Source organism: Rheinheimera sp. A13L (assembly GCF_000217935.1).
GTDB lineage: Bacteria > Pseudomonadota > Gammaproteobacteria > Enterobacterales > Alteromonadaceae > Pararheinheimera.
Map to the genome: position 1 here is coordinate 71,378 of NZ_AFHI01000016.1, position 20,763 is coordinate 92,140.

18 protein-coding genes are annotated in these 20,763 nt (G+C 46.0%); 15 read left to right on the plus strand and 3 right to left on the minus strand.

Annotation, left to right across the window (positions count from 1 at the left end):
• Nucleotides 1-19 precede the first annotated feature (19 nt).
• The 5 genes from prpC (at nt 20) to RHEIN_RS10585 (ending at nt 6,160) form a co-directional block, all read left to right on the plus strand.
• A complete protein-coding gene (gene prpC / locus RHEIN_RS10565; protein ID WP_008898963.1) occupies nt 20-1,147 on the plus strand; it encodes a bifunctional 2-methylcitrate synthase/citrate synthase in 1,128 nt (375 codons plus the stop codon).
• An 83-nt stretch (nt 1,148-1,230) separates the two neighbouring features.
• Nucleotides 1,231-3,819 (plus strand): Fe/S-dependent 2-methylisocitrate dehydratase AcnD, encoded by a 2,589-nt coding sequence (gene acnD, locus RHEIN_RS10570; RefSeq protein WP_008898964.1) that lies wholly within the window; start codon nt 1,231-1,233, stop codon nt 3,817-3,819.
• A gap of 11 nt (nt 3,820-3,830) precedes the next feature.
• Nucleotides 3,831-5,024, plus strand: a complete 1,194-nt coding sequence (prpF, locus tag RHEIN_RS10575; RefSeq protein ID WP_008898965.1) for a 2-methylaconitate cis-trans isomerase PrpF — start codon at nt 3,831-3,833, stop codon at nt 5,022-5,024.
• Nucleotides 5,025-5,173: 149 nt separating this feature from the next.
• Nucleotides 5,174-5,563 carry a hypothetical protein gene (locus RHEIN_RS10580; protein WP_008898966.1) on the plus strand — a complete coding sequence of 130 codons (390 nt, stop codon included), beginning with the start codon at nt 5,174-5,176 and terminating at the stop codon, nt 5,561-5,563.
• A gap of 81 nt (nt 5,564-5,644) precedes the next feature.
• Nucleotides 5,645-6,160: a GNAT family N-acetyltransferase gene (locus tag RHEIN_RS10585; RefSeq protein ID WP_008898967.1), complete on the plus strand. Its 516-nt coding sequence runs from the start codon at nt 5,645-5,647 to the stop codon at nt 6,158-6,160.
• Nucleotides 6,161-6,168: 8 nt separating this feature from the next.
• On the opposite strand, the gene RHEIN_RS10590 is transcribed toward RHEIN_RS10585, so the two are convergent.
• Nucleotides 6,169-8,949 carry a TonB-dependent receptor gene (locus RHEIN_RS10590; protein ID WP_008898968.1) on the minus strand — a complete coding sequence of 927 codons (2,781 nt, stop codon included), beginning with the start codon at nt 8,947-8,949 and terminating at the stop codon, nt 6,169-6,171.
• Nucleotides 8,950-9,107: 158 nt separating this feature from the next.
• Here RHEIN_RS10590 and RHEIN_RS20420 point away from each other — a divergent pair, with 158 nt between their 5' ends.
• Nucleotides 9,108-10,616: a ParB-like protein gene (locus tag RHEIN_RS20420; protein ID WP_008898969.1), complete on the plus strand. Its 1,509-nt coding sequence runs from the start codon at nt 9,108-9,110 to the stop codon at nt 10,614-10,616.
• A gap of 15 nt (nt 10,617-10,631) precedes the next feature.
• Here RHEIN_RS20420 and RHEIN_RS10600 read toward each other — a convergent pair whose 3' ends face one another.
• Nucleotides 10,632-11,672 (minus strand): patatin-like phospholipase family protein, encoded by a 1,041-nt coding sequence (locus tag RHEIN_RS10600; RefSeq protein WP_008898970.1) that lies wholly within the window; start codon nt 11,670-11,672, stop codon nt 10,632-10,634.
• A 33-nt stretch (nt 11,673-11,705) separates the two neighbouring features.
• On the minus strand, nt 11,706-12,977 hold the full coding sequence (locus RHEIN_RS10605; RefSeq protein WP_008898971.1) for an anti-phage deoxyguanosine triphosphatase: 1,272 nt from the start codon (nt 12,975-12,977) through the stop codon (nt 11,706-11,708).
• A gap of 172 nt (nt 12,978-13,149) precedes the next feature.
• Here RHEIN_RS10605 and RHEIN_RS21415 point away from each other — a divergent pair, with 172 nt between their 5' ends.
• From RHEIN_RS21415 to RHEIN_RS10645, 9 genes are all read left to right on the plus strand, one after another.
• Nucleotides 13,150-13,512, plus strand: a complete 363-nt coding sequence (locus RHEIN_RS21415) for a YebG family protein (protein WP_008898972.1) — start codon at nt 13,150-13,152, stop codon at nt 13,510-13,512.
• 357 nt (nt 13,513-13,869) lie between these two features.
• Complete coding sequence (locus RHEIN_RS21045) at nt 13,870-14,019, plus strand: hypothetical protein (protein ID WP_008898973.1); 150 nt, start codon at nt 13,870-13,872, stop codon at nt 14,017-14,019.
• A 489-nt stretch (nt 14,020-14,508) separates the two neighbouring features.
• A complete protein-coding gene (gene katG, locus RHEIN_RS10615) occupies nt 14,509-16,713 on the plus strand; it encodes a catalase/peroxidase HPI (protein ID WP_008898974.1) in 2,205 nt (734 codons plus the stop codon).
• A gap of 161 nt (nt 16,714-16,874) precedes the next feature.
• Nucleotides 16,875-17,111 carry a hypothetical protein gene (locus RHEIN_RS10620; RefSeq protein ID WP_008898975.1) on the plus strand — a complete coding sequence of 79 codons (237 nt, stop codon included), beginning with the start codon at nt 16,875-16,877 and terminating at the stop codon, nt 17,109-17,111.
• A 104-nt stretch (nt 17,112-17,215) separates the two neighbouring features.
• Nucleotides 17,216-17,662, plus strand: coding sequence for a hypothetical protein (locus RHEIN_RS10625; RefSeq protein ID WP_008898976.1), 447 nt, complete (start codon nt 17,216-17,218; stop codon nt 17,660-17,662).
• Between the two features lies 1 nt (nt 17,663).
• On the plus strand, nt 17,664-18,230 hold the full coding sequence (locus RHEIN_RS10630; protein WP_008898977.1) for a DUF4256 domain-containing protein: 567 nt from the start codon (nt 17,664-17,666) through the stop codon (nt 18,228-18,230).
• 294 nt (nt 18,231-18,524) lie between these two features.
• Nucleotides 18,525-19,247, plus strand: coding sequence for a hypothetical protein (locus tag RHEIN_RS10635; RefSeq protein ID WP_008898978.1), 723 nt, complete (start codon nt 18,525-18,527; stop codon nt 19,245-19,247).
• Nucleotides 19,248-19,378: 131 nt separating this feature from the next.
• On the plus strand, nt 19,379-20,188 hold the full coding sequence (gene blaOXA / locus RHEIN_RS10640; RefSeq protein WP_008898979.1) for a class D beta-lactamase: 810 nt from the start codon (nt 19,379-19,381) through the stop codon (nt 20,186-20,188).
• 10 nt (nt 20,189-20,198) lie between these two features.
• Nucleotides 20,199-20,588 (plus strand): DUF1801 domain-containing protein, encoded by a 390-nt coding sequence (locus RHEIN_RS10645; protein ID WP_008898980.1) that lies wholly within the window; start codon nt 20,199-20,201, stop codon nt 20,586-20,588.
• Nucleotides 20,589-20,763 lie beyond the last annotated feature (175 nt).

Sequence of the window (20,763 nt, forward strand, 5' to 3'; positions counted from 1 at the left end):
TTAAAAACGGAGAGACAAGATGGCGAACGCAAAAGAATTATCAGGCGCAGGCTTACGTGGCCAAATTGCAGGTAAAACCGCTTTATCCACAGTAGGTAAAACAGGTTCAGGCTTGACCTACCGTGGTTACGATGTGAAAGACTTAGCCGCTCATTGTGAATTTGAAGAAGTTGCGCACCTGATTTTAAAAGGCGAGTTACCAAACGAAGCTGAACTGACTGCGTACAAAAAACGCTTAAAGGCCATGCGTGACCTGCCACAGGCACTCAAAGAAGTGCTGGAGCGTATTCCTGCTTCTGCCCATCCTATGGATGTAATGCGTACAGGTTGCTCTATGTTGGGCAACTTAGAAACTGAAGAGAGTTTTGCCCGGCAACAAGATGCAACAGACCGTTTACTGGCGATTTTCCCTGGCTTAATTAACTACTGGTATAACTTCAGCCATAAAGGCCAGCGCATTGAAGTGGAAACAGCGGCCGATTCTATTGCCGAGCAGTTCCTCTGGACTTTGCATGGCGAAAAGCCAACTCAACTGCATACAGATGTAATGAACTCCTCGCTGATTTTATATGCAGAGCATGAGTTTAATGCTTCTACCTTCACAGCCCGTGTTTGTGCTTCCACTTTAAGTGATATGCACTCTTGTATCACTGGCGCTATTGGTTCATTACGTGGCCCTCTGCACGGTGGCGCTAACGAAGCGGCGATGGAACTGATTGAAAAGATGGATAATCCGGATGATGCCGAAACCAAGTTAATGGGCATGCTGGAACGTAAAGAAAAAATCATGGGCTTTGGTCATGCCATTTATGCTGAGTCTGACCCACGTAATGCAGTGATCAAAGAATGGTCAGAAAAGCTGGGCAAAGCCAACGGCAATACCTCCTTGTACGACATCTCTGTGCGCTGCGAAGCTGTGATGTGGCGCGAGAAAAAGCTGTTCTGTAACGCAGATTTCTTCCACGCCTCGGCTTACAACTACATGGGTATTCCAACCAAGCTGTTTACGCCTATTTTTGTCTGTTCACGTTTAACAGGCTGGGCCGCCCATGTGATGGAACAGCGTGCGGACAATCGTATTATTCGCCCAAGTGCCGAATATACAGGTGTGGAACCACGTACAGTAACGCCACTATCAAGCCGTTAAGCACAAAAAGCACCCAAACTACAAAAGCCCGTTCAGGGCTTTTGTAGGATCTAAAGTAAACAATTTAACTGAGTGGCCACGCCATGAATTCTAATTACCGTAAAACCTTACCAGGCACCAAGCTGGATTATTTTGATGCAGAAGCTGCATGCAACGATATTGAACCGGGCTCTTATGCCAAGCTGCCTTATACCTCCCGTGTTCATGCAGAAAACTTAGTACGCCGCTGCGATCCGGCAACCTTAACTGACTCGTTAAAACAACTGATTTACCGCAAGCAGGATCTGGATTTTCCATGGTTTCCGGCCCGAGTGGTTTGCCACGATATTTTAGGTCAAACCGCTTTAGTGGATTTAGCTGGCCTGCGTGATGCTATTGCGCTGCAAGGCGGCGATCCGGCTAAAGTAAACCCTGTAGTGCCAACTCAACTGATTGTTGATCACTCTTTGGCTGTCGAGCATGGTGGTTTTGAAAAAGATGCCTTTGAGAAAAACCGTGCTATTGAAGACAGACGTAACGACGACAGATTCCACTTTATCAACTGGACCAAAAAAGCCTTTAAAAATGTCGATGTCATTCCACCAGGCAACGGCATTATGCACCAGATCAATTTAGAGCGGATGTCGCCTGTTATTCATGCTATAGATGGTGTGGCTTTCCCTGATACCTTAGTGGGCACCGACAGTCATACACCTCATGTCGACGCATTGGGTGTTATTGCTATTGGTGTAGGTGGCTTAGAAGCCGAAAGCGTGATGTTGGGCCGCGCTTCATGGATGCGTCTGCCGGATATTATTGGTGTGGAGCTGACGGGTAAAGCTCAGCCAGGCATTATGGCAACAGATATAGTTCTGGCCTTAACTGAATTTTTACGTAAAGAAAAAGTAGTCTCTGCTTATCTGGAGTTTTTTGGTGAAGGTGCCAGCAGCCTGAGTTTAGGCGACCGCGCTACTATCTCTAATATGACACCAGAATATGGCGCTACTGCCGCTATGTTCTCTATTGACCAGCAAACGCTGGATTATTTAACCCTGACAGGCCGTGAGCCAGCACAAGTCAAGTTGGTTGAAAGCTACGCTAAAACTGCAGGTTTATGGTCCGACAGTTTAAAAACGGCTGAATATGAGCGTGTTATCTGTTTTGATTTATCCAGTGTCGGCCGCACTATTGCAGGTCCTTCCAATCCTCATGCCCGGGTATCAACCAGCGATTTAGCCGCCAAAGGCATTAGTGGTGTGGTAGAAAACGAACCGGGTTTAATGCCGGATGGCGCTGTCATTATTGCTGCTATTACCAGCTGCACCAACACCAGTAACCCACGTAACGTCATAGCTGCAGGTTTGTTAGCCCGTAACGCTAAAGCCAAAGGTTTAAGCCGTAAGCCTTGGGTGAAAAGCTCGCTTGCACCTGGCTCTAAAACGGTGGAGCTGTATTTAAAAGAAGCCAACTTACTGACTGATTTAGAAAGCCTGGGCTTTGGTATTGTCGCTTTTGCTTGCACGACTTGTAACGGTATGAGTGGCGCTTTAGATCCTGTGATTCAACAAGAACTGATAGAACGTGATTTATACGCCACAGCTGTGTTATCCGGTAACCGCAACTTTGATGGTCGTATTCACCCTTATGCCAAACAGGCGTTTTTAGCCTCACCAGCCTTGGTGGTGGCCTACGCCATAGCAGGTACTATCCGCTTTGATATCGAAAAAGACGTGCTGGGGCTGGATAAAGACGGCAACGAAATTCGCTTAAAAGACATCTGGCCAAGCGACGCTGAAATTGATGCTGTGGTTGCAAGCAGCGTCAAACCTGAACAGTTCCGCAAAGTGTACGAGCCTATGTTTGCTGTATCTGTGGATTACGGCGAAAAAATCAGCCCGCTGTACGACTGGCGTCCACAAACTACTTATATCCGCCGCCCGCCGTATTGGGAAGGTGCTTTGGCGGGTGAGCGCACTATGAAAGGCATGCGGGCACTGGCAGTGCTTGGCGATAACATCACCACTGACCATTTATCGCCATCCAACGCCATTATGATGGACAGCGCTGCAGGTGAATACCTGCATAAAATGGGATTGCCGGAAGAGGATTTTAACTCCTATGCTACCCACCGGGGTGATCATTTAACAGCGCAGCGCGCTACTTTTGCTAACCCTAAGCTGATCAATGAAATGGCTGTGGTGGATGGCAAAATTAAACAAGGATCACTGACCCGTATTGAGCCAGAAGGCGTGGTGACCCGCATGTGGGAAGCCATTGAAACTTATATGGAACGTAAGCAACCTTTAATTATTATTGCCGGTGCTGATTATGGTCAGGGATCATCCCGTGACTGGGCCGCCAAAGGGGTGCGTTTAGCTGGGGTTGAAGCCATAGTGGCCGAAGGTTTTGAGCGTATTCACCGCACTAACTTAGTAGGTATGGGTGTATTGCCGCTGGAGTTTAAAGCTGGCGTCAACCGTAAAACCTTGGGTTTAGATGGCACTGAAAGCTACGACGTTTTAGGTGAACGTACACCTCGCACTACTTTAACTTTAGTGGTCACCCGCAGAAACGGTGAGGTGCTGCAAGTTCCTGTCACTTGCCGTTTGGACACAGCCGAAGAAGTATTGATTTATGAAGCAGGTGGCGTGTTACAGCGTTTTGCCAAAGACTTCCTTGAAGCCACAGTGTAAGGCGTAAAAAGATGAGCTATTTACCTCAGATTAAAATTCCCGCTACTTATATGCGTGGTGGTACCAGTAAAGGTGTGTTTTTCCGCTTACAGGATTTACCAGTGGCAGCACAAACAGCAGGAGCAGCGCGTGATGCGTTGCTGTTGCGTGTGATTGGCAGCCCTGACCCTTACGGCAAACAAATAGATGGTATGGGCGGCGCTACGTCCAGTACCAGTAAAACCGTGATTTTATCCAAAAGCACAAAAAGTGATCACGATGTTGATTATTTGTTTGGTCAGGTTTCCATCGACAAAGCTTTTGTCGACTGGAGTGGTAACTGCGGCAATTTATCAGCAGCTGTTGGCTCTTTTGCCATCAGCGCAGGTTTGGTTGACGCAAGCCGTATTCCACAAAACGGCAAAGCCACAGTGCGGATTTGGCAGGCCAATATTGGTAAAACCATTATTGCTCATGTGCCTATGATCAATGGCGAAGTGCAGGAAAGTGGTGACTTTGAATTGGATGGCGTCACTTTCCCGGCAGCTGAAGTGCAATTGGAATTTATTGACCCTGCCGCGGATGAAGACGGCGAGGGCGGCGGTTCCATGTTCCCAACCGGCAACTTAGTCGATGATTTGGACGTGCCAGGCGTCGGAACTTTTAAAGCCACACTGATCAATGCTGGTATTCCGACTATTTTTGTCAACGCCAAAGATATTGGCTATACAGGCACTGAGCTGCAGGATGCTATTAATAGTGATGCCAAAGCTCTGGCCATGTTTGAAACTATCCGCGCTTATGGCGCGGTAAAAATGGGTTTAATAGCTCATATTGACGAAGCTAAAAGCCGCCAGCATACGCCCAAGGTGGCTTTTGTTGCGCCGGCCACAGAGTATGTTTCCTCCAGCGGTAAAACTGTGGCTGCAGGCGATATTGATTTAATGGTGCGCGCTTTGTCTATGGGCAAATTGCACCACGCCATGATGGGCACAGCTGCAGTGGCCATCGGTACTGCGGCTGCTATTCCGGGCACTTTAGTGAATCTGGCTGCTGGTGGCGTAAAACGTAAAGCGGTACGTTTTGGTCATCCGTCCGGCACCTTAAGAGTGGGCGCTGAGGCTGCGCTGGTTGCAGGTGAGTGGACAGTGACTAAAGCTATTATGAGCCGAAGTGCACGAGTATTAATGGAAGGTTGGGTGCGGGTACCTGCAGCTTCATATTAAGCTGGATAAAATGGTAAAAATGATAAGTTGTATCTGCAGTACATAATTTACAACCTATTATTCCAGTATAAATAACCTGCTATGTTGAAAAGGCAGGTTATTCTCTGTAGATTGGGTATCGAATTTACGATTTTTTTGGGGAGTCTTAGATGAAGAAGTTAGGTTACAGCCTGTTTGCCGCCTTATGTTTAAGTTCTGCAGTAAAAGCTCAAACAGTGGACTACCAGTATCTGACCGTTGCCGGTTATCTGAATTTTTATTTATTAAACATTAACGCCTGTCAGGATTACCATCCTGAAGTACGTCAGCAGGCTTATGATGCTGAAAAGCAGCTGTATCCATGGCTGACTAAGTTAGAACAGAAATTAAAAGGCGCTGACGCTGACAATAAAATTTTGTCTGATGTAGTGCAAAAACGTCGTGAAGCATTAAATTTGCAAATTAGCGAAGGTGATTTCACGCTGGATCACTGCAAGGCCATTGTGAAGTTATTAACTGCCGATGGTTTGGATCAAGCCATGTTAAAAAGTCTGAATTAAAAAGTCCGAAAAACTTTTCAGTTTGGTTTCTCTAAGCCACTTGTCTCAGGTTGAGCAGGTGGTTTTTTGTTGGTATTTGTTATGTCCGTATCTGTTTTATCTGCTATTGATTTACGCCAACTGATGTTGGTGCAGCAAGATTGTTATAGTGAAGAACTGGTTGAATCAGCAGCTGTAATGGCTGAGCGTATTGCTGCTTGTTCTCAAACCTGCTGGGGTTATTTTATTGGCGGGCAGATGGCTGGTTACCTGTTGGCTTATCCCTCTATGCTTGGCGGCATTACGCCCTTAGCTGCAGCCTTTCCTTTGTACCAAAACGCCAATTGCCTCTACCTGCATGATATGGCGATTTCCGCTGATTTTCGTGGGCAGTCGTTAGCGCCAAAGCTATTAAAACATGCGATAGCTGAAGCTGAAAAAATGGGGCTGCTGGCTTTGGCTTTAGTGGCAGTGCAGGGGGCTGAAGGTTATTGGGCCAAACAAGGTTTTGTCAAAGTAATGGATATCACCAAAGAACAACAGGCTATTCTAGATACTTATTTACCTGAAATAGCCTGTTATATGACGAAAGTACTCAGGTCAGAGCCAAAGCTCTGACCTTTGCATCAGAACTTGCCTTTGACACCAAAAGCTACAGTCATGCCGTATTCTTCATACTGGAAGTTGTAGTCTTTAGTGCCCTGATAAAGTTCCAGTGGTTCATCAGTCAGGTTAACCAACTCTGTCACCAGTTCAAGGTTTTTGCTCAGTTTATAAGACGCTGTGATATCGACCTGAGTATGCTCTGCGACATAAATATCGTACATAGCACTATCGCCCACTTCACTTAAGAATTTATCCCTATAAGACAAGCTGGCTCTGGCGCTGAACACATCGTTTTCATAACCGAAAAACAGGTTACCGGCTTTTTCTGCAGACTCAGGCAGGCTGAATGACTCACCAGCACGGTCTGGCACTGCCAGGTCGGTGTCCAACAAAGTCATGTTTGCGCCAACTAAAAAGCCACGCAGGGCTTCATCGCTAAAGCTATGCTGTACATTAAACTCCAGGCCTTTTACCGAAGCACCTAAAGCGTTGATTGGCATAGTGACATCAAAACCGGCAAACTCTGGTACATCGTTGCGGGTCTGTTCAACAATAAAATTGTCGATGTCTTTATAGAAGATACCAGCAGATAACAAGCTACCTTCGCCATAATACCAATCCAGCATCAGGTCGTAGTTCATCGCTTCGTATGGGTCCAGCTCAGGATTACCCAGGCTTACTTCGTTTTCTTCCACATCAATAGAAGCTCGTGGGGATATGTCGTTAAAGCTTGGTCTGGCAATAGTGTTAGTCCAGGCGGTGCGTAACATCAGATCCTCGGCCAGCTCATAATGGAAATGCAGGCCCGGCAACACGTTGGTGTAATCAGAAGAAACAAAGCGCTGAGAAATAGTCAAATCGCCATCTTCATCCAGTTCCAGCTGGTTCCCTGTGGCAGAGTAATCTGTGCGTTCAACCCTGGCACCCGCAATCAAACGCCAGTTGTCACCATCGTAAGTACCCATCAGATAAGCGGCCTGCACATCTTCATCAGCCACAAAGTCTTCACCCAGCTCTGTCAATTGATTGGCCACCTGATCCCGTGGACGGGCATTAAAGTCTGCTCTGTTTTGATTAAAAAACTGGATATAACGTGAAGAGCTGACCCCCTGGCCCAGATTACCTAAACCAAATTTTGGGGTAGGGCCGGTAAATTCAGACAGCAGTGCGTCAGGCACAGATCGGAGTTCTGTGATATCTGAATCTGTATCTTTGTCTTTCCAGCGTAAATCCACACCGGTTTTTAAGGTGAAATTGCTGTTGCCGGCAAAATAAGGCAACTCCAGGTTTGCACCCAGATTGTATTCGTTGTCATCTACCTTGATTGGTTCGAGGACTGCCCGATCTAAGACATAATTGGCATTGTCCAGATGGGTGGTATCTGCCACACCATTACGTAAAATGCTAAAACGAGGCACACCACTGCCTATAGTGTAGGTGGCTTCCAACTCATCCCCATCAAATTCAAAACGGCCTTCGTTTTCGTCTAAGACACGCTCTTTGGTAATGGAAATACCAGCATAATAATCCAGGTTATAGCTGTCCTGAATATGGTCACCGCCTAAGCTGACTGCAAGCGTGTCCTGCTCTTTAGTGCGAAAGCGTATACGTTTACGCACTGCATCAGGTGCCAGTTCAGATACTGTTGCCTGCTGACCGTCGAAGTCGGTCAAGGTACCATCTTCGAATACATAAATACTGCGCTGACGGGTTTCGGCATCGCTGAAACGGCTGAACACCGTATTAAGGAAAAATTTATTATTGTTATCTGGTCTGTATTCCAGATTCAGATTGCTGCCGATACGTTCGCGGTTGACGAAATATTTACGTTGCTGCAGTTCAAGCAATGCAAAAGTTTCATCATCGCCAAAATCAACCTTATCGTATTCTGCTTCCTGATTGTCGGACTCCAGCTTGCGATCCAGGTAGTTCAAACCAAAAGACACGCCAAAATCTTTTTTATCACCAGCTAAGCTAAATACATCGCTGGCATTGACACTGAATTTTGGACTGGTGTCGCCACTGAGTTCATTGTAAGACCCTTCAGCTCTGTAACGCAACTGAGCACCATCCCGATCAAAGGCTGAGGCTGATTTCACGTCCACAGCACCACCAATGGCATCGCCAGCCATATCAGGGGTAGGAGCTTTGGTGACAGAAATACCTTCAATCGAACCTGTTGGAATCACATCCAATGGCACGGCGCGTGAACTGCCTTCAGGAGTACCAATACGCATACCGTTCACTGTCACGTTGCTTAAACCTGCAGCTATACCACGGATACTGACAAAACGACCTTCGCCCTGATCGCGGCTGATCGAAGTACCGGCTAAACGTTGTAAGGATTCAGCAACGTTTTGATCCACAAACTGGCCCATATCGTCTGAAGCGATAAAATTAGTGATGCTGTCGGAGGCACGATACAGGTTCAGTGCTTTATTTTGTGCCTGACGCTGACCCACAACAGTCAGTCGTTCCAAATCGTCTAACTGGATGGTCAGGTTTTGGTTGTTGGCCGTCTGTACTGTCTGAGTGACGACAGGCAAGCCAATGTAATTAATTTCCAGTGTCACCTGATCAGCAGTCAGGTTACGTAATACAAAGCGACCCGATGCATCGGTAAATACCTGCTGGCCTGTTTCTTTTACTTTCACTGCTGCGCCTGCCAGTACCACACCTGAGCCAGCTTTTTGTACTACACCTTCCACTGTCTGAGCGGCCTGCACATAGGCTGCTAAAGGTAAACCCAGCCCTAACATCGCCACTTTTATCGAATTCTTTTTGAAACTTTTTATTAACATGCTGATTCCCCGAGTTTTTTTAATTGCGGGGGAGACTATCAATTCAGTATGAAGTTTTCGTGACACCACTTTTTTTTGATGACAGCAACAGCCTTGCTCTTGTAGTGTCGGCTTTTGAATAAACAAACTGATTGTTTGATAAGTAATAAGGACAGACTGTGTTTCGTCATTGTTTAAAATCTATGCTGGTGCTTAGCTGCGCTTTTCAGTTAAACGCCGCACCCATTCAAGCCGGGGATGTGCTGGAAGTCAGGTTGGCTGATTTAAAACCTACCCAGGCTGTGATTGCTCATGATCAGGTGAATTACAAATTAGCCAGCTATCGTAACGACCACAAAAAGCTGGTGGAAGATTTTTGTGAAATGAGTGGCTGGGGTAAAAAAGTAGAGCTAAAAGCAGAGCCATCTTTATTACAATCAGATTCATATCAATGCCTTGGCAAAGAAAAAGGCAAAAAGCAGAAAAAATCAGCAATGAATACTGTAGTGCTGGGGCCAGACCAGCAGCTGTATCTGACCGATGGTCATCATGGTTTTTCCGCTTTGTACGATTACGTGGGAGCTGAACTGAAAGTATCAGTGTTGGTCACGGATGTGTTTGATAAAGCGCAGCATCAGTCAGCCAATAATCACGACTTTTTACGCCAGTTAGTGGCACAAGGTTTATCCTGGCCCAAAGATGCCAATGGCAAAGCGCTGCCAGCACAGCAATGGCCAAAGCAGTTGGGCAGGGCGGCATTACACAACGATCCTTATCGTGGGGCTGCTTATTTTCTGCAGGGTGGCGTCTGGAAAAAACCAAAACCTGCTTTGCCTTTTGTGGAGTTTTATTGGGCAGACTATTTACGTCAGCAGCCAGAACTGACTTTTCCTGGCTACAAGTCTGCGGCAGCTTTGGTGCAGTGGCTGGAACGTATTCATGCCCATATGTTGGGTTTGAAGGCCACAACCAGCATCAGTCATGGTTTTACCGCAGCACAACTGGGCTGGACAGGCAAAGCGGATTATCAGCGGCTGGATCAGTTGTTATGTGCAGCGGATAAGCCAGGTCGTCTAGGCTTATCACTACACATGAGAGGCATGGCTTTATCCTGTGGCCCACAAAGGTTTGGATCAGAACTGCTGCTGGATACGGGTCTGCAGCAACTTCCCAAAGCAACAGATGCGGCAGGTCAGGTTCAGGCTTTGATTGAAATTCCTGCGGGTCAGGTGGCGAAGTGGCAACAATCCAAAAGCCAGCCACTCAAGCTGGAGTGGGAGTTGAAAGACGGAAAACCACGCAAGGTAAACTACCTGCCGTATCCTGCTAATTACGGCATTATTCCTTCTACTTTATATCCTGTTGCTAAAGGTGGGGATGGAGATCCTTTGGATGTGCTGGTGCTTGGTCCTGCCATCGACAAAGGTTCAGTGGTTCAGGTGCGTTTAATAGGCCTGATGCGGATGAAGGATCAGGGTGAGGGCGATGATAAATTGCTGGCCGTGCCGCTTGGTGCTGATTATCAGCAGATCCATTCCATTGAAAGTCTGAGGGCTATATATCCTGGTGCTGATCAGGTACTGAAGTTATGGTTTGAAAACTACAAAGGCCAGCCGCAACAAATCAATGTTGAGGGTTTTGCTCCAGCTAAAGAAGCTCTGCAGCTGGTGAAAGACTACTCGTTGTAAAAACAAAAGAGCGGCTTAACTTAGCCGCTCCACTTTATAGTGACCACTGCGTAAATCGTCAGCCAATTCTTTTGAACGTTCCAGCACTGTGGCCCAATAATCCAGACGCTGCTCGTCTGTTAATTTGATGAAATCTTTACGGTCCGGAATTTTACCGTAAGGTAAAGATTTCACCCAGTGTTCCGACGGGCAAATCAGGATCATCTTATCCATCTGTGCAGCTTTAGCGCGGCGCCACGGCAAGGATTTATCAAACCAGCCGGGGATCAGGTACGGATAAAAGTGTGGATATAAGATTAACCCATCCTGCTGATAAGGCAGGGAAAGATGGTAATCCAGCAAGCCGCCGTCCATATACAAACCTGTGGGTAAACCAGCTGGATCTTTGACTGGATGCATCACCATAGGAATAGAGCCTGAAGCCAATAAACTGGTTTTAAAATTATCAGGCGTAAGCTGATAAGCTTCGTGGGGCACTTGTTGTAGCAAGCCGGTATCAGAGTGGTTTTGCATCACCACTCTTTTATAAAATCGTTGCAGTAAAGCAGGTCTTAGAAAATTTGCGCCAGCCGCGAATAGCAAACGTCGGATTTGTGCGGCCTTGTGCTGCGACTTTCGGATCTTCACTTCACGGGCAGTTATAAAATTCAGCTGCAGCACAGGATGATTCAACACTTGCAGAATGCAGTCCTCTGTAGGGAATACCTGATCCAATACAGCAGCTGAAGTGGAGGTAATCAGATCTACGCTGGCTTTAGGTGGAAAACATAAACTGCTGTACGCTTTGGCAAAACGTTCAGAAGCCGCTGCAGGGTTTTGCTGCGTGACACAAGCAAAACGCCAGGCACCAGCTGAACTGCCGACTAAAGATAAAGGCGTACTTCTTTCTTTAAAAAACTCGCCAAACAGATACTGATCCAAACCAAATAAACAAAACCATTTGGGGCCGCCACTGGCACCTAAAACTAAATTTATATCCTGCTGACGTAAGCCATGTTGTTGCAGATGCTCAAAGGCCGAGGCTCCCGCCAGTACTCTTAATGTCGACACTGTCACCCGAATTTTTTCCTTCGTTTTTACCTATAGAACTTACAAAGTTGCGGCAAATAATTGTTGATGCATACGCAGCGCATATTCATCTGTCATACCAGACACATAATCGCAAATAACCCGCATCTTGCTCTGTTCGCTATCCGCCATAAGCCAGCGATTTTTTGTATTAGCCGGTAATAAACGTTCTGCATCTGAGCTAAAAGCTTCAAACAATGAACGCACTATTTGCTGGCCTTTGTATTCACCCCTTTGCACATCGGGCGATAAAATTACGGCCTCATAGACAAAACTTTTTAATAGTTGCAGCAACTGTTGTTGTGGTTCAGGCAAACGGGCGTTGTAGCGTATTAATAGATCCCGGGTGTCCGGCAGCGACTGATACAACTCTATGCTGGTGATCAACAAATTCACCAATGCACCAATAGCATCTTTACGAATATGATGTTCGGGCATAAATAATTTCAGGCTGATATGTTTCAAAGCGCTGGCAATCTCTGTTGGCAACTTCGCCATTTCTGGTTCAGCCAAACGACGCCAGTGCTCAATAGTGACTGTGCCTGTGACTATTGCATCTTCTAAGTCGTGTACACCGTAGGCGATATCGTCGGCCAGTTCCATAATGGAGGCATCGAGCGACTTATGCAGCGATTTTAAAAAGGGTGCTTTAGCCAGGGTTTCTGTGCGCTGAAAAGCGTTGCGATCAGACTCTGATAAAGGGTTTAAGATCCAGTCGAGTAAGTCGCTGTCATCCGCATAAATAGCTTTGCAGGGTTTGACTGTTAAACCCTTGCTGAATTCGCCCGGTGTTGGCTGCACTATCGGATACTTTAATAAACCCAATAAAGTACGGCGGCTTAAATTCATACCACCACAGGCTGTATAGGGTTCCAGTTTGCCAACAATACGCAAAGTCTGGCCGTTGCCTTCAAAACCACCAAAATGCTGCATACAGGCATTGAGTGCTTTTTCTCCACCATGACCAAAAGGCGGATGGCCTAAATCGTGCGCCAGACATAAGGCTTCCATCAGGCTGTCTTGTGCTAATAAAGCCCGAAGCGCCGGATCGTCCTGCTGGTAACTGAGTTGGGCTACTAAAGCAGTACCTATTTGTGCGGCTTCTAAAGAGTGAGTCAGGCGGGTTCGATAGAAGTCATTCTGGCCTATGCCCATAATCTGGGTTTTGGCCTGAAGACGGCGAAAAGCAGCCGAATGCAGAATTCTGGCTCTGTCTCTTTGCCATGGCGTACGGTGATCGTTTGGTCTTTGACTAAGTTCGGCAAGACGGCGTTCGGCCCACAGATGCTGCATACAAAATCCTTCTGACACTAACCTGAAATTCTTAACCTGATGGCAGGTTAAATCATCACTTTAATGCTACGGCAAAAGCAGAAAAGAGGCGATGCGTATTTTTTACAAATACCACTGGACAAATAAACAGTGGTTGCTGTATAAATGTTCAGTATCAAAAGCAGGAGGATTTATGGCCGTTATTATTAAATACATTGTTGAGCGTGCTGGAGTAGAAAAAATGACCTTTAGTTCAAAGCCTGAAGCAGACGCCTATGACCGTATGCTGGATATTGCTGACGAACTGTTTTTAATGCTGGGTCAAAGTGAACTGATCCCTGATGAGCAACAACGCGAAGATCTGGCGCTGTATTTAGCTCAGCAAAAAGAGCTGGTGATCCAAACCTTGAATCAGAAAACCAAACACAATAAAACTCAGGTTGCTGACAAAGAGCAAGTGAAAGACAAAGCAAAAGAGCAGGGTGCTGCACAAAGTACTAAAGCCGCAGCTGTGCTTGAAGAGGTGACAGAAGTTGCAGATGACATGGCTGCTTAATTTAGCAGCAGAGCTTTAACCTCTCTATTTGCTTGTACCTTTATATTTTATTAGAACAGCTAATTTATAAATCGGATCGGGAAAGGGCATAACTATAAACTGGTTGTGCCTTTTTTATTGGAGTTAGAAGGTAAAACTTGCATATTTAGCTGTTTTTTAACATTTTTATTGCTTCTTGTTTATTTTAATGAGTAACCACTATGAAAGCTGGCTGAATAAATGCAACGGAAATAAATTTATTTTCATTAAAAAAACTAATGTCAAAACCTAATTTATCTCGTTCGTCGCCTGATTAAATTTGCAGCATAATAACCATGTTTTCAGAAAAACACTTTCTCATACTTAACGAGGTTGGCTATGAACAGTATCAATACCACAGTAGAAAAATCGAACGTTAGCACGACAGAGCGCAGCGTATCTTCTCTGCTGTTGGTGCGTCGCATCAATCAGTTTTTAATTCAGATTGGCCGCGCTTTAAGTTTGAGTGGAGCTGTATACACCAAATAATGGTGCTGAAGACTGGCCACAGGTTTTGCTGAGTTTGTGGTTGTAAAAAACGTAACCCCTTTAACGCGCTTAGATTGCTGCTAAGCGCGTTTTTTTTATCTTCAGAAAAACACACTACTGGCTTGTTTTATGAACGTTCTGCCAGCCATTTCCGCCTTCACTTAGTTGTCATCTGTATCTCTTAGGCTATTTTTATGAGGTCTCTGTTTTGTGCCCATAGGTTGTCACATCTAAAAATGTGATTGAAGACATTGAATTTTTTCATTATGCCTCAGGTCTGGGACAGGTAAAATGATGTCGGGCATAAAGCTTAAGAGTGGCTGAGTTCAGCTGATGTCACTCAATTTCAGTACTAGCCTGGACCGGTGTTTTGGATCAAAACAATCTGGTCGTTATCGATAACCCGCGTGGATGTGCAGGTTCCAGTTGCAGAGTTATCGCCTTTTGATGGATCTATTCCATTTATAACAGCAACAAGTGGAGAAAAAGATGGGAAACAACGAAAACAGCGCAGGCAAATGCCCTGTGATGCACGGTGCTTTAACCAAGTCAGCGGCCGGTGGTACTTCAAACCGCGACTGGTGGCCGAACCAACTGAATTTAAGTATTTTACATCAACACTCTTCGTTATCCGACCCAATGGATCAGCCGTTTAATTACGCACAAGCCTTTAAAAAGCTCGATCTGGCCGCTGTGAAGCAAGATTTATATGCGCTGATGACAGACTCACAAGACTGGTGGCCAGCAGATTATGGTCATTATGGTCCGCTGTTTATTCGTATGGCCTGGCACAGCGCTGGCACTTACCGCACATCAGATGGCAGAGGCGGCGCATCTTCTGGTTCACAACGTTTTGCACCTTTAAACAGCTGGCCGGATAACGGCAATCTGGATAAAGCCCGCCGCTTATTATGGCCAATCAAACAAAAGTACGGTAATCAGTTGTCCTGGGCCGATTTAATGATTTTGGCGGGTAACTGTGCGCTGGAATCTATGGGCTTTAAAACCTTTGGTTTTGCCGGTGGTCGCGAAGATATCTGGGCTCCGGAAGAAGATATTTACTGGGGTGTGGAAACCGAGTGGTTGGGCGACAAACGTTATGAGGGTGACCGTGAACTGGAAAACCCTTTAGCCGCAGTGCAAATGGGGCTGATTTATGTCAATCCTGAAGGCCCGAATGGCAACCCGGATCCTGTGGCTTCAGGCCGTGATATTCGTGAAACTTTTGCCCGTATGGCGATGAATGATGAAGAAACAGTAGCCTTAGTGGCTGGTGGTCATACTTTTGGTAAATGCCATGGCGCTGGTGATGCCTCTTTAGTTGGGGCTGAACCTGAAGCTGCTGCCCTGGAGGAGATGGGCTTAGGCTGGAAAAACGCTTTTGGTACAGGTAAAGGTGTGCATACCATTACCAGCGGTATTGAAGGTGCCTGGACTCCAACGCCAACCCAATGGGATAACAGCTACTTTGATACCTTATTTGGTTTTGACTGGAAACTGGTGAAAAGTCCGGCCGGCGCTCATCAATGGATCCCAACTGACGAGTCTGCCGCAACAGCTGTGCCTGATGCCCATGACCCATCCATACGTCATGCTCCTATGATGACGACAGCCGATCTGGCGCTGAAAATGGACCCGATTTACGAGCCTATTTCACGACGTTTCCACCAGAATCCGCAAGAATTTGCCGATGCGTTCGCGCGGGCCTGGTTTAAACTGACTCACCGCGATATGGGGCCTTTGGCGCGTTATTTAGGCCCTGAAGTGCCATCTGAAGAGTTAATTTGGCAAGACCCTGTGCCTGCAGTGGTAAACGAGCTGATGAACGCACAAGATATAGCTGCGCTAAAAAGCCAGGTCCTGGCTTCTGGTTTATCCATATCAGAATTGGTGTCAGTGGCATGGGCTTCAGCTTCAACCTTCCGTGGTTCAGATAAAAGGGGTGGCGCAAACGGAGCCCGTATTCGTCTGGCTCCACAAAAAGACTGGGCTGTAAATCAGCCTGCTCAATTAAGCAAAGTACTGGCCGTGCTTGAACAAATTCAGGCCTCTTTTAATAGCCAGTCACATAGCCGTAAAGTTTCGCTGGCGGATTTAATTGTGCTCTCAGGTGCAGCAGCTATAGAACAAGCCGCTAAAAATGCTGGTGTAGTTATAGAGGTACCTTTCGCTCCGGGCCGCACTGATGCGACACAAGAGCAAACAGATACAGAGTCATTTGCAGTGATGGAGCCTGTAGCTGATGGTTTCCGTAACTATCAAAAGAGCAGATTCTCTGTAAAAGCAGAAGAGTTATTGCTGGATAAAGCTCAGTTGTTAACTTTAACAGCACCGCAAATGACAGCTCTGCTCGGCGGTTTGCGAGTACTGAATATTAATGCGGATAAAACCCAACACGGTGTATTGACCAAACAAGCAGATACCTTAAGTACCGACTTTTTTGTCAACTTGCTGGATATGAGCACAGCCTGGACTCCGGTCTCCCCTGAGGCTGAGTTGTTTGAAGGCAGAGATCGCAAAACCGGCGCTGCAAAATGGACTGCAACCAGAGTTGATCTGGTGTTTGGTTCTAACTCTCAGTTGCGCGCTTTGGTTGAAGTTTATGCCCAGCAGGATAACAAGCAAAAGTTTGTCCGTGACTTTGTGGCCGCCTGGAACAAAGTCATGAATGCTGACCGCTTTGATTTAAACTAAAAACCAGCATTTTCAATTGGGTCTGAAACAAAGGCAGCGGTTTTCTTAATCGCTGCCTTTTTACTTTTCTGAACAGTGGAGTTTAGAAAAAGTGGTTGAATTGATGTGGTTTTCCCCTTAGTTTGGAGTGAATACAACAATGGATTAATACAGGATAAGAGATGGACTTTTTAGTGATTGACGCTGTAGCCGTTCAACCAGAGTACTTTCGTATGTATGAAGAATTAATTGATATTGGGCTGTCAGAGGCTGTATCAGATCTTGTGTTTGTGAAAAAACCAAATACCTTAAGTTATGCCTTTGAACAAAACGGCATATCGCTTGGTTACTATAAGATTTTGTCTACAAAAGCTGCTGCAACTCAGGGTGTTACGATTTTTACTTTGCATAAGCAATAGTTTAGAGGATCGGAATGAGTTGAGGCACTTAGCGTTCAACGTAAGCGACATTCTAATTGCATAGCCATAGTGGCAGACAAAACTCATCAACAAGGGAGAATCAAATGCAGATTAATTTGAAAAAATGGATATCAGTGGTTTTGCTTGGCTTTTCAGTCAGTTCTCAGGCTGGAGTCTATTCCGACGACTTATCTCGTTGTCTGGTGGAATCCTCAACAGAAAATGACAAAACTTTGCTGGTGAGATGGATGTTTACTTCGATGGCGTTGCACCCCGATGTGGCTTCCATGTCGAATGTGACTGAAGCTCAGCGTGATACAGTGAATAAAGCCGCAGCTGAGATGTTTGTACGCCTGATGACAGAAACCTGTGTGACACAAGCAAAAAAAGCCATTCAGTACGAAGGTGCTGCTGCGGTAGAGCAGGGCTTTAATGCATTTGGGCAAGTTGCAGGTAAAGAATTATTTGCAAATCCCAATGTTGCGCAGGCTCTTGCTGGATTGCATAAACATATTGATACAAAAAAATTAGAAACCGTACTGGGCTTATAAAATGACAACAGAGTCAGATGATTCGGATAACTTTGACCACTCTGCGCTGATCCAGCTATTAAAAACACGCTTTGAAAAACACAAAAACCGCCATGCCGGGCTCGATTGGGCCAGAGTTCAGGCCAGGCTTGAGGTTAGTCCGGATAAACTAAAGTCGCTTTATGAAATGGAAGCAACAGGCGGCGAACCCGATGTTGTAGGGCTTGATGAACAAAGCGGCGAGTTTATCTTTTTTGACTGTGCAGCCGAAAGCCCGAAAGGGCGCAGAAGCTTATGTTATGACCGTGAAGCTTTAGATTCCAGAAAAGAACATAAACCAGCCAACAGCGTGCTGGATATGGCTGCTGCTATGGGTATTGAGCTGCTGACCGAAGATGAATACCGTTATTTACAGCAGTTTGGCCCATTCGATAGCAAAACCTCCAGCTGGTTAGCAACACCTGCTGCAATTCGTGCTTTGGATGGTGCTATTTTTGGCGACTACCGATATGGCCGTGTATTTATCTACCACAATGGCGCTCAGTCTTATTATGGCGTCAGAGGATTTCGTGGCTCATTACGGGTTTGAAAAAGCCTGTCGCTTGTATGTGCCGTAACGCTGCAGCGCAACAGGCCAAGGTGACCATACTACCGTTTTACAGCAACTCAATAGTTGTTAGATGGGGAGCCAAACAAAGGTCCGGATCCGGAAATAGCGTCCGAATTCGGACTAAACTTTAGCTACTTATCCTATCTTTAGTTAACTAATATCTAAATTTCAATGACTTATAGTTTGGAATGTAAATTGCTGCGATATCGGTGTATCTGCGCTGAAGCGCATCACTGCATCGATTCATACGAATGAGTTACGGAGAACAGATTTATGAAAACAGCCTTGCACTCTTGTGTCGTTATTTTTAGTGTGGCGGCGCTATGGCCTGCTAAAGCGGACAGCGATCTGCTTTTACCCACCCGTTTGATAAAAAATGAGTCGGCGTCTTTTTACACTAAACAAGATGTGTGCGACCACAGCAAAAAAACAGCACCAGATAAAAAAGCGGCTATGGTCATTGTGAAAACCCACTACTGCGACAAGAGCTCTAAAGTGTGTTTAAAAACTACGGCCCTGGTTGCTGATCCGGCCAATCATTTTGTGCATGACAACTTCAGCGTCTACCAATCCCGTTTTGAAAGCCAAAGGCGCGAGATTGTCAATTCAGGCGAAACCTCTATTCGTGACGAGTGGGCAAAAGACGACAGCGGCCCAGAGTATTACATTGTGGACGTTCAGAGCTGTAAGATTTTATTCCGGGATTATGCGTACTCCGTTTATCAGCAAGGCATGTATGAAGCCAATAGTGCTGGAACCCATTTAAATTTCGAAGCCAATTACAGAGCGATGCGGCATCTGCTGCTGCAGGATGAGTCTGTGCGCAGCATATTGGGCAATAAATACGAACATCTGAACGAAACGCAAATTCGTGCTGAATTGGCGCGCTCTGAAGAAATTCGTCAATTGCATGCACAAAAATCCCTTTCTGAGGTGCTGGATGCAGTGGACGCTCAGGATGCGGACAACGGACTTAAGTACGAAGAAAGCAAATAGTGCTGTTGTGCTCCATTGGCTTGTTGTTGAGGATGGGCATATAAAAAAAGGTTGAGCAGCGTTGAATTTATTCTGACAAGCAGCATCAAAGGCCAGGATCTGAGTTCACCTCTTTTTTATAAGGAATCTAAGTGTCTGTTCTAAAACTTTCTTTTTCAATCTTATGTTTAGCATCTGCGTCTTTTTGTAGTGCAGCAGAGCCAGCAAAAACGGCTGACTGGCAAGCGACGTTCACTAAATTTAACGCCAAAGGTACGCTGGTGATTTCGGATGAGCGGGCGAAACCCGCTACATTGCAGGTATTTAATCCAGAGCGCGCCAAACAACGTATGGCTCCGGCTTCTACTTTTAAAATTCCTCATAGCTTAATGGCGCTGGACGCTGGTGCTTTAAAAGATGAATTTCAGCTATTTCGTTGGGATGGTGTGGAGCGTAGTTTTGCAGGCCACAATCAGGATCAGAACTTACGCTCGGCCATGCGAACCTCTGCTGTTTGGGTCTATGAACTATTTGCAAAGCAGATTGGGGAGAAGCGGGCAGGCGAGTATCTGCGTAAAATAGGTTATGGCAATGCCAATCCGACTACAGACAAAGGCACCTATTGGGTGGATGGTAACCTGGCTATTTCGGCAGAAGAACAAATAGCTTTTTTACAAAAACTCTATCTGAATCAATTGCCTTTTGCTAAAGAACATCAGTTGTTAATCAAAGATATGATGGTGAACGAAGCGGGTAAGGACTGGATCTTAAGAGCAAAAACCGGCTGGGAAGGGCGTTTTGGCTGGTGGGTGGGCTATGTCGAGTGGCCAACAGGCCCTGTATTTTTTGCGCTGAATATAGACACGCCAGATCGAATGGCGGATCTTTATAAAAGAGAAGCCATAGTGCGGGACGTTTTGGTGTCAATTGGCGCCTTGCCTGCACCAACTGAGACAGACTAACGGAGATATGATGCATCCGGATATTCAAAGCTATAACCAGGCGCAAGCTGCTGAAGAACAACTGATTTGTCAGCTGTTAGCAGAGCAGATTGATAAAGCTTTACCTGAAGCTGAAAATAAAATCTGGCATGCACATCCGGTGTGGTTTCTCGATGGTAATCCTGTTGTTGGCTACAGCAAACTCAAAGGTGGCATTCGGCTGTTGTTTTGGAGTGGTCAGTCTTTTGAGGAAGCAGAGCTAAAGATTGAAGGCAGCTTTAAAGCCGCTGAAAAGCGCTATAGCCACAGCAATCAATTGAATACAGAGGATTTACAGCGCTGGCTGGCAAAAGCCCGTGATATTCAGTGGGATTACAAAAACCTGATCCGCCGTAAAGGGCAACTGGAAAGGTTAAAATAATTCGTGGTAGGGGCGGGTCTTGTACCCGCCCGTCTAAAATTACAATCCAATGCCTGACAGGGTTTATCCCCGCCCGTCTAATATCGCATTTCGATACCGTTGCGGGCGACCATAAAGGTCGCCACTACGATAATTACGGAACAATCTGGGTTTTCATGCCTGAATTGGATAGGCG

Coding starts and splice junctions, on each gene's coding strand:
- acnD (WP_008898964.1), top strand. CDS start 1,231: ATGAATTCTAATTACCGTAAAACCTTACCAGGCACCAAGCTGGATTAT.
- RHEIN_RS21045 (WP_008898973.1), top strand. CDS start 13,870: ATGAACAGTATCAATACCACAGTAGAAAAATCGAACGTTAGCACGACA.
- RHEIN_RS10580 (WP_008898966.1), top strand. CDS start 5,174: ATGAAGAAGTTAGGTTACAGCCTGTTTGCCGCCTTATGTTTAAGTTCT.
- prpF (WP_008898965.1), top strand. CDS start 3,831: ATGAGCTATTTACCTCAGATTAAAATTCCCGCTACTTATATGCGTGGT.
- RHEIN_RS10620 (WP_008898975.1), top strand. CDS start 16,875: ATGGACTTTTTAGTGATTGACGCTGTAGCCGTTCAACCAGAGTACTTT.
- RHEIN_RS10590 (WP_008898968.1), bottom strand. CDS start 8,949: ATGTTAATAAAAAGTTTCAAAAAGAATTCGATAAAAGTGGCGATGTTA.
- RHEIN_RS10625 (WP_008898976.1), top strand. CDS start 17,216: ATGCAGATTAATTTGAAAAAATGGATATCAGTGGTTTTGCTTGGCTTT.
- RHEIN_RS10630 (WP_008898977.1), top strand. CDS start 17,664: ATGACAACAGAGTCAGATGATTCGGATAACTTTGACCACTCTGCGCTG.
- RHEIN_RS10635 (WP_008898978.1), top strand. CDS start 18,525: ATGAAAACAGCCTTGCACTCTTGTGTCGTTATTTTTAGTGTGGCGGCG.
- RHEIN_RS10585 (WP_008898967.1), top strand. CDS start 5,645: ATGTCCGTATCTGTTTTATCTGCTATTGATTTACGCCAACTGATGTTG.
- RHEIN_RS10645 (WP_008898980.1), top strand. CDS start 20,199: ATGCATCCGGATATTCAAAGCTATAACCAGGCGCAAGCTGCTGAAGAA.
- prpC (WP_008898963.1), top strand. CDS start 20: ATGGCGAACGCAAAAGAATTATCAGGCGCAGGCTTACGTGGCCAAATT.
- RHEIN_RS21415 (WP_008898972.1), top strand. CDS start 13,150: ATGGCCGTTATTATTAAATACATTGTTGAGCGTGCTGGAGTAGAAAAA.
- katG (WP_008898974.1), top strand. CDS start 14,509: ATGGGAAACAACGAAAACAGCGCAGGCAAATGCCCTGTGATGCACGGT.
- RHEIN_RS10605 (WP_008898971.1), bottom strand. CDS start 12,977: ATGCAGCATCTGTGGGCCGAACGCCGTCTTGCCGAACTTAGTCAAAGA.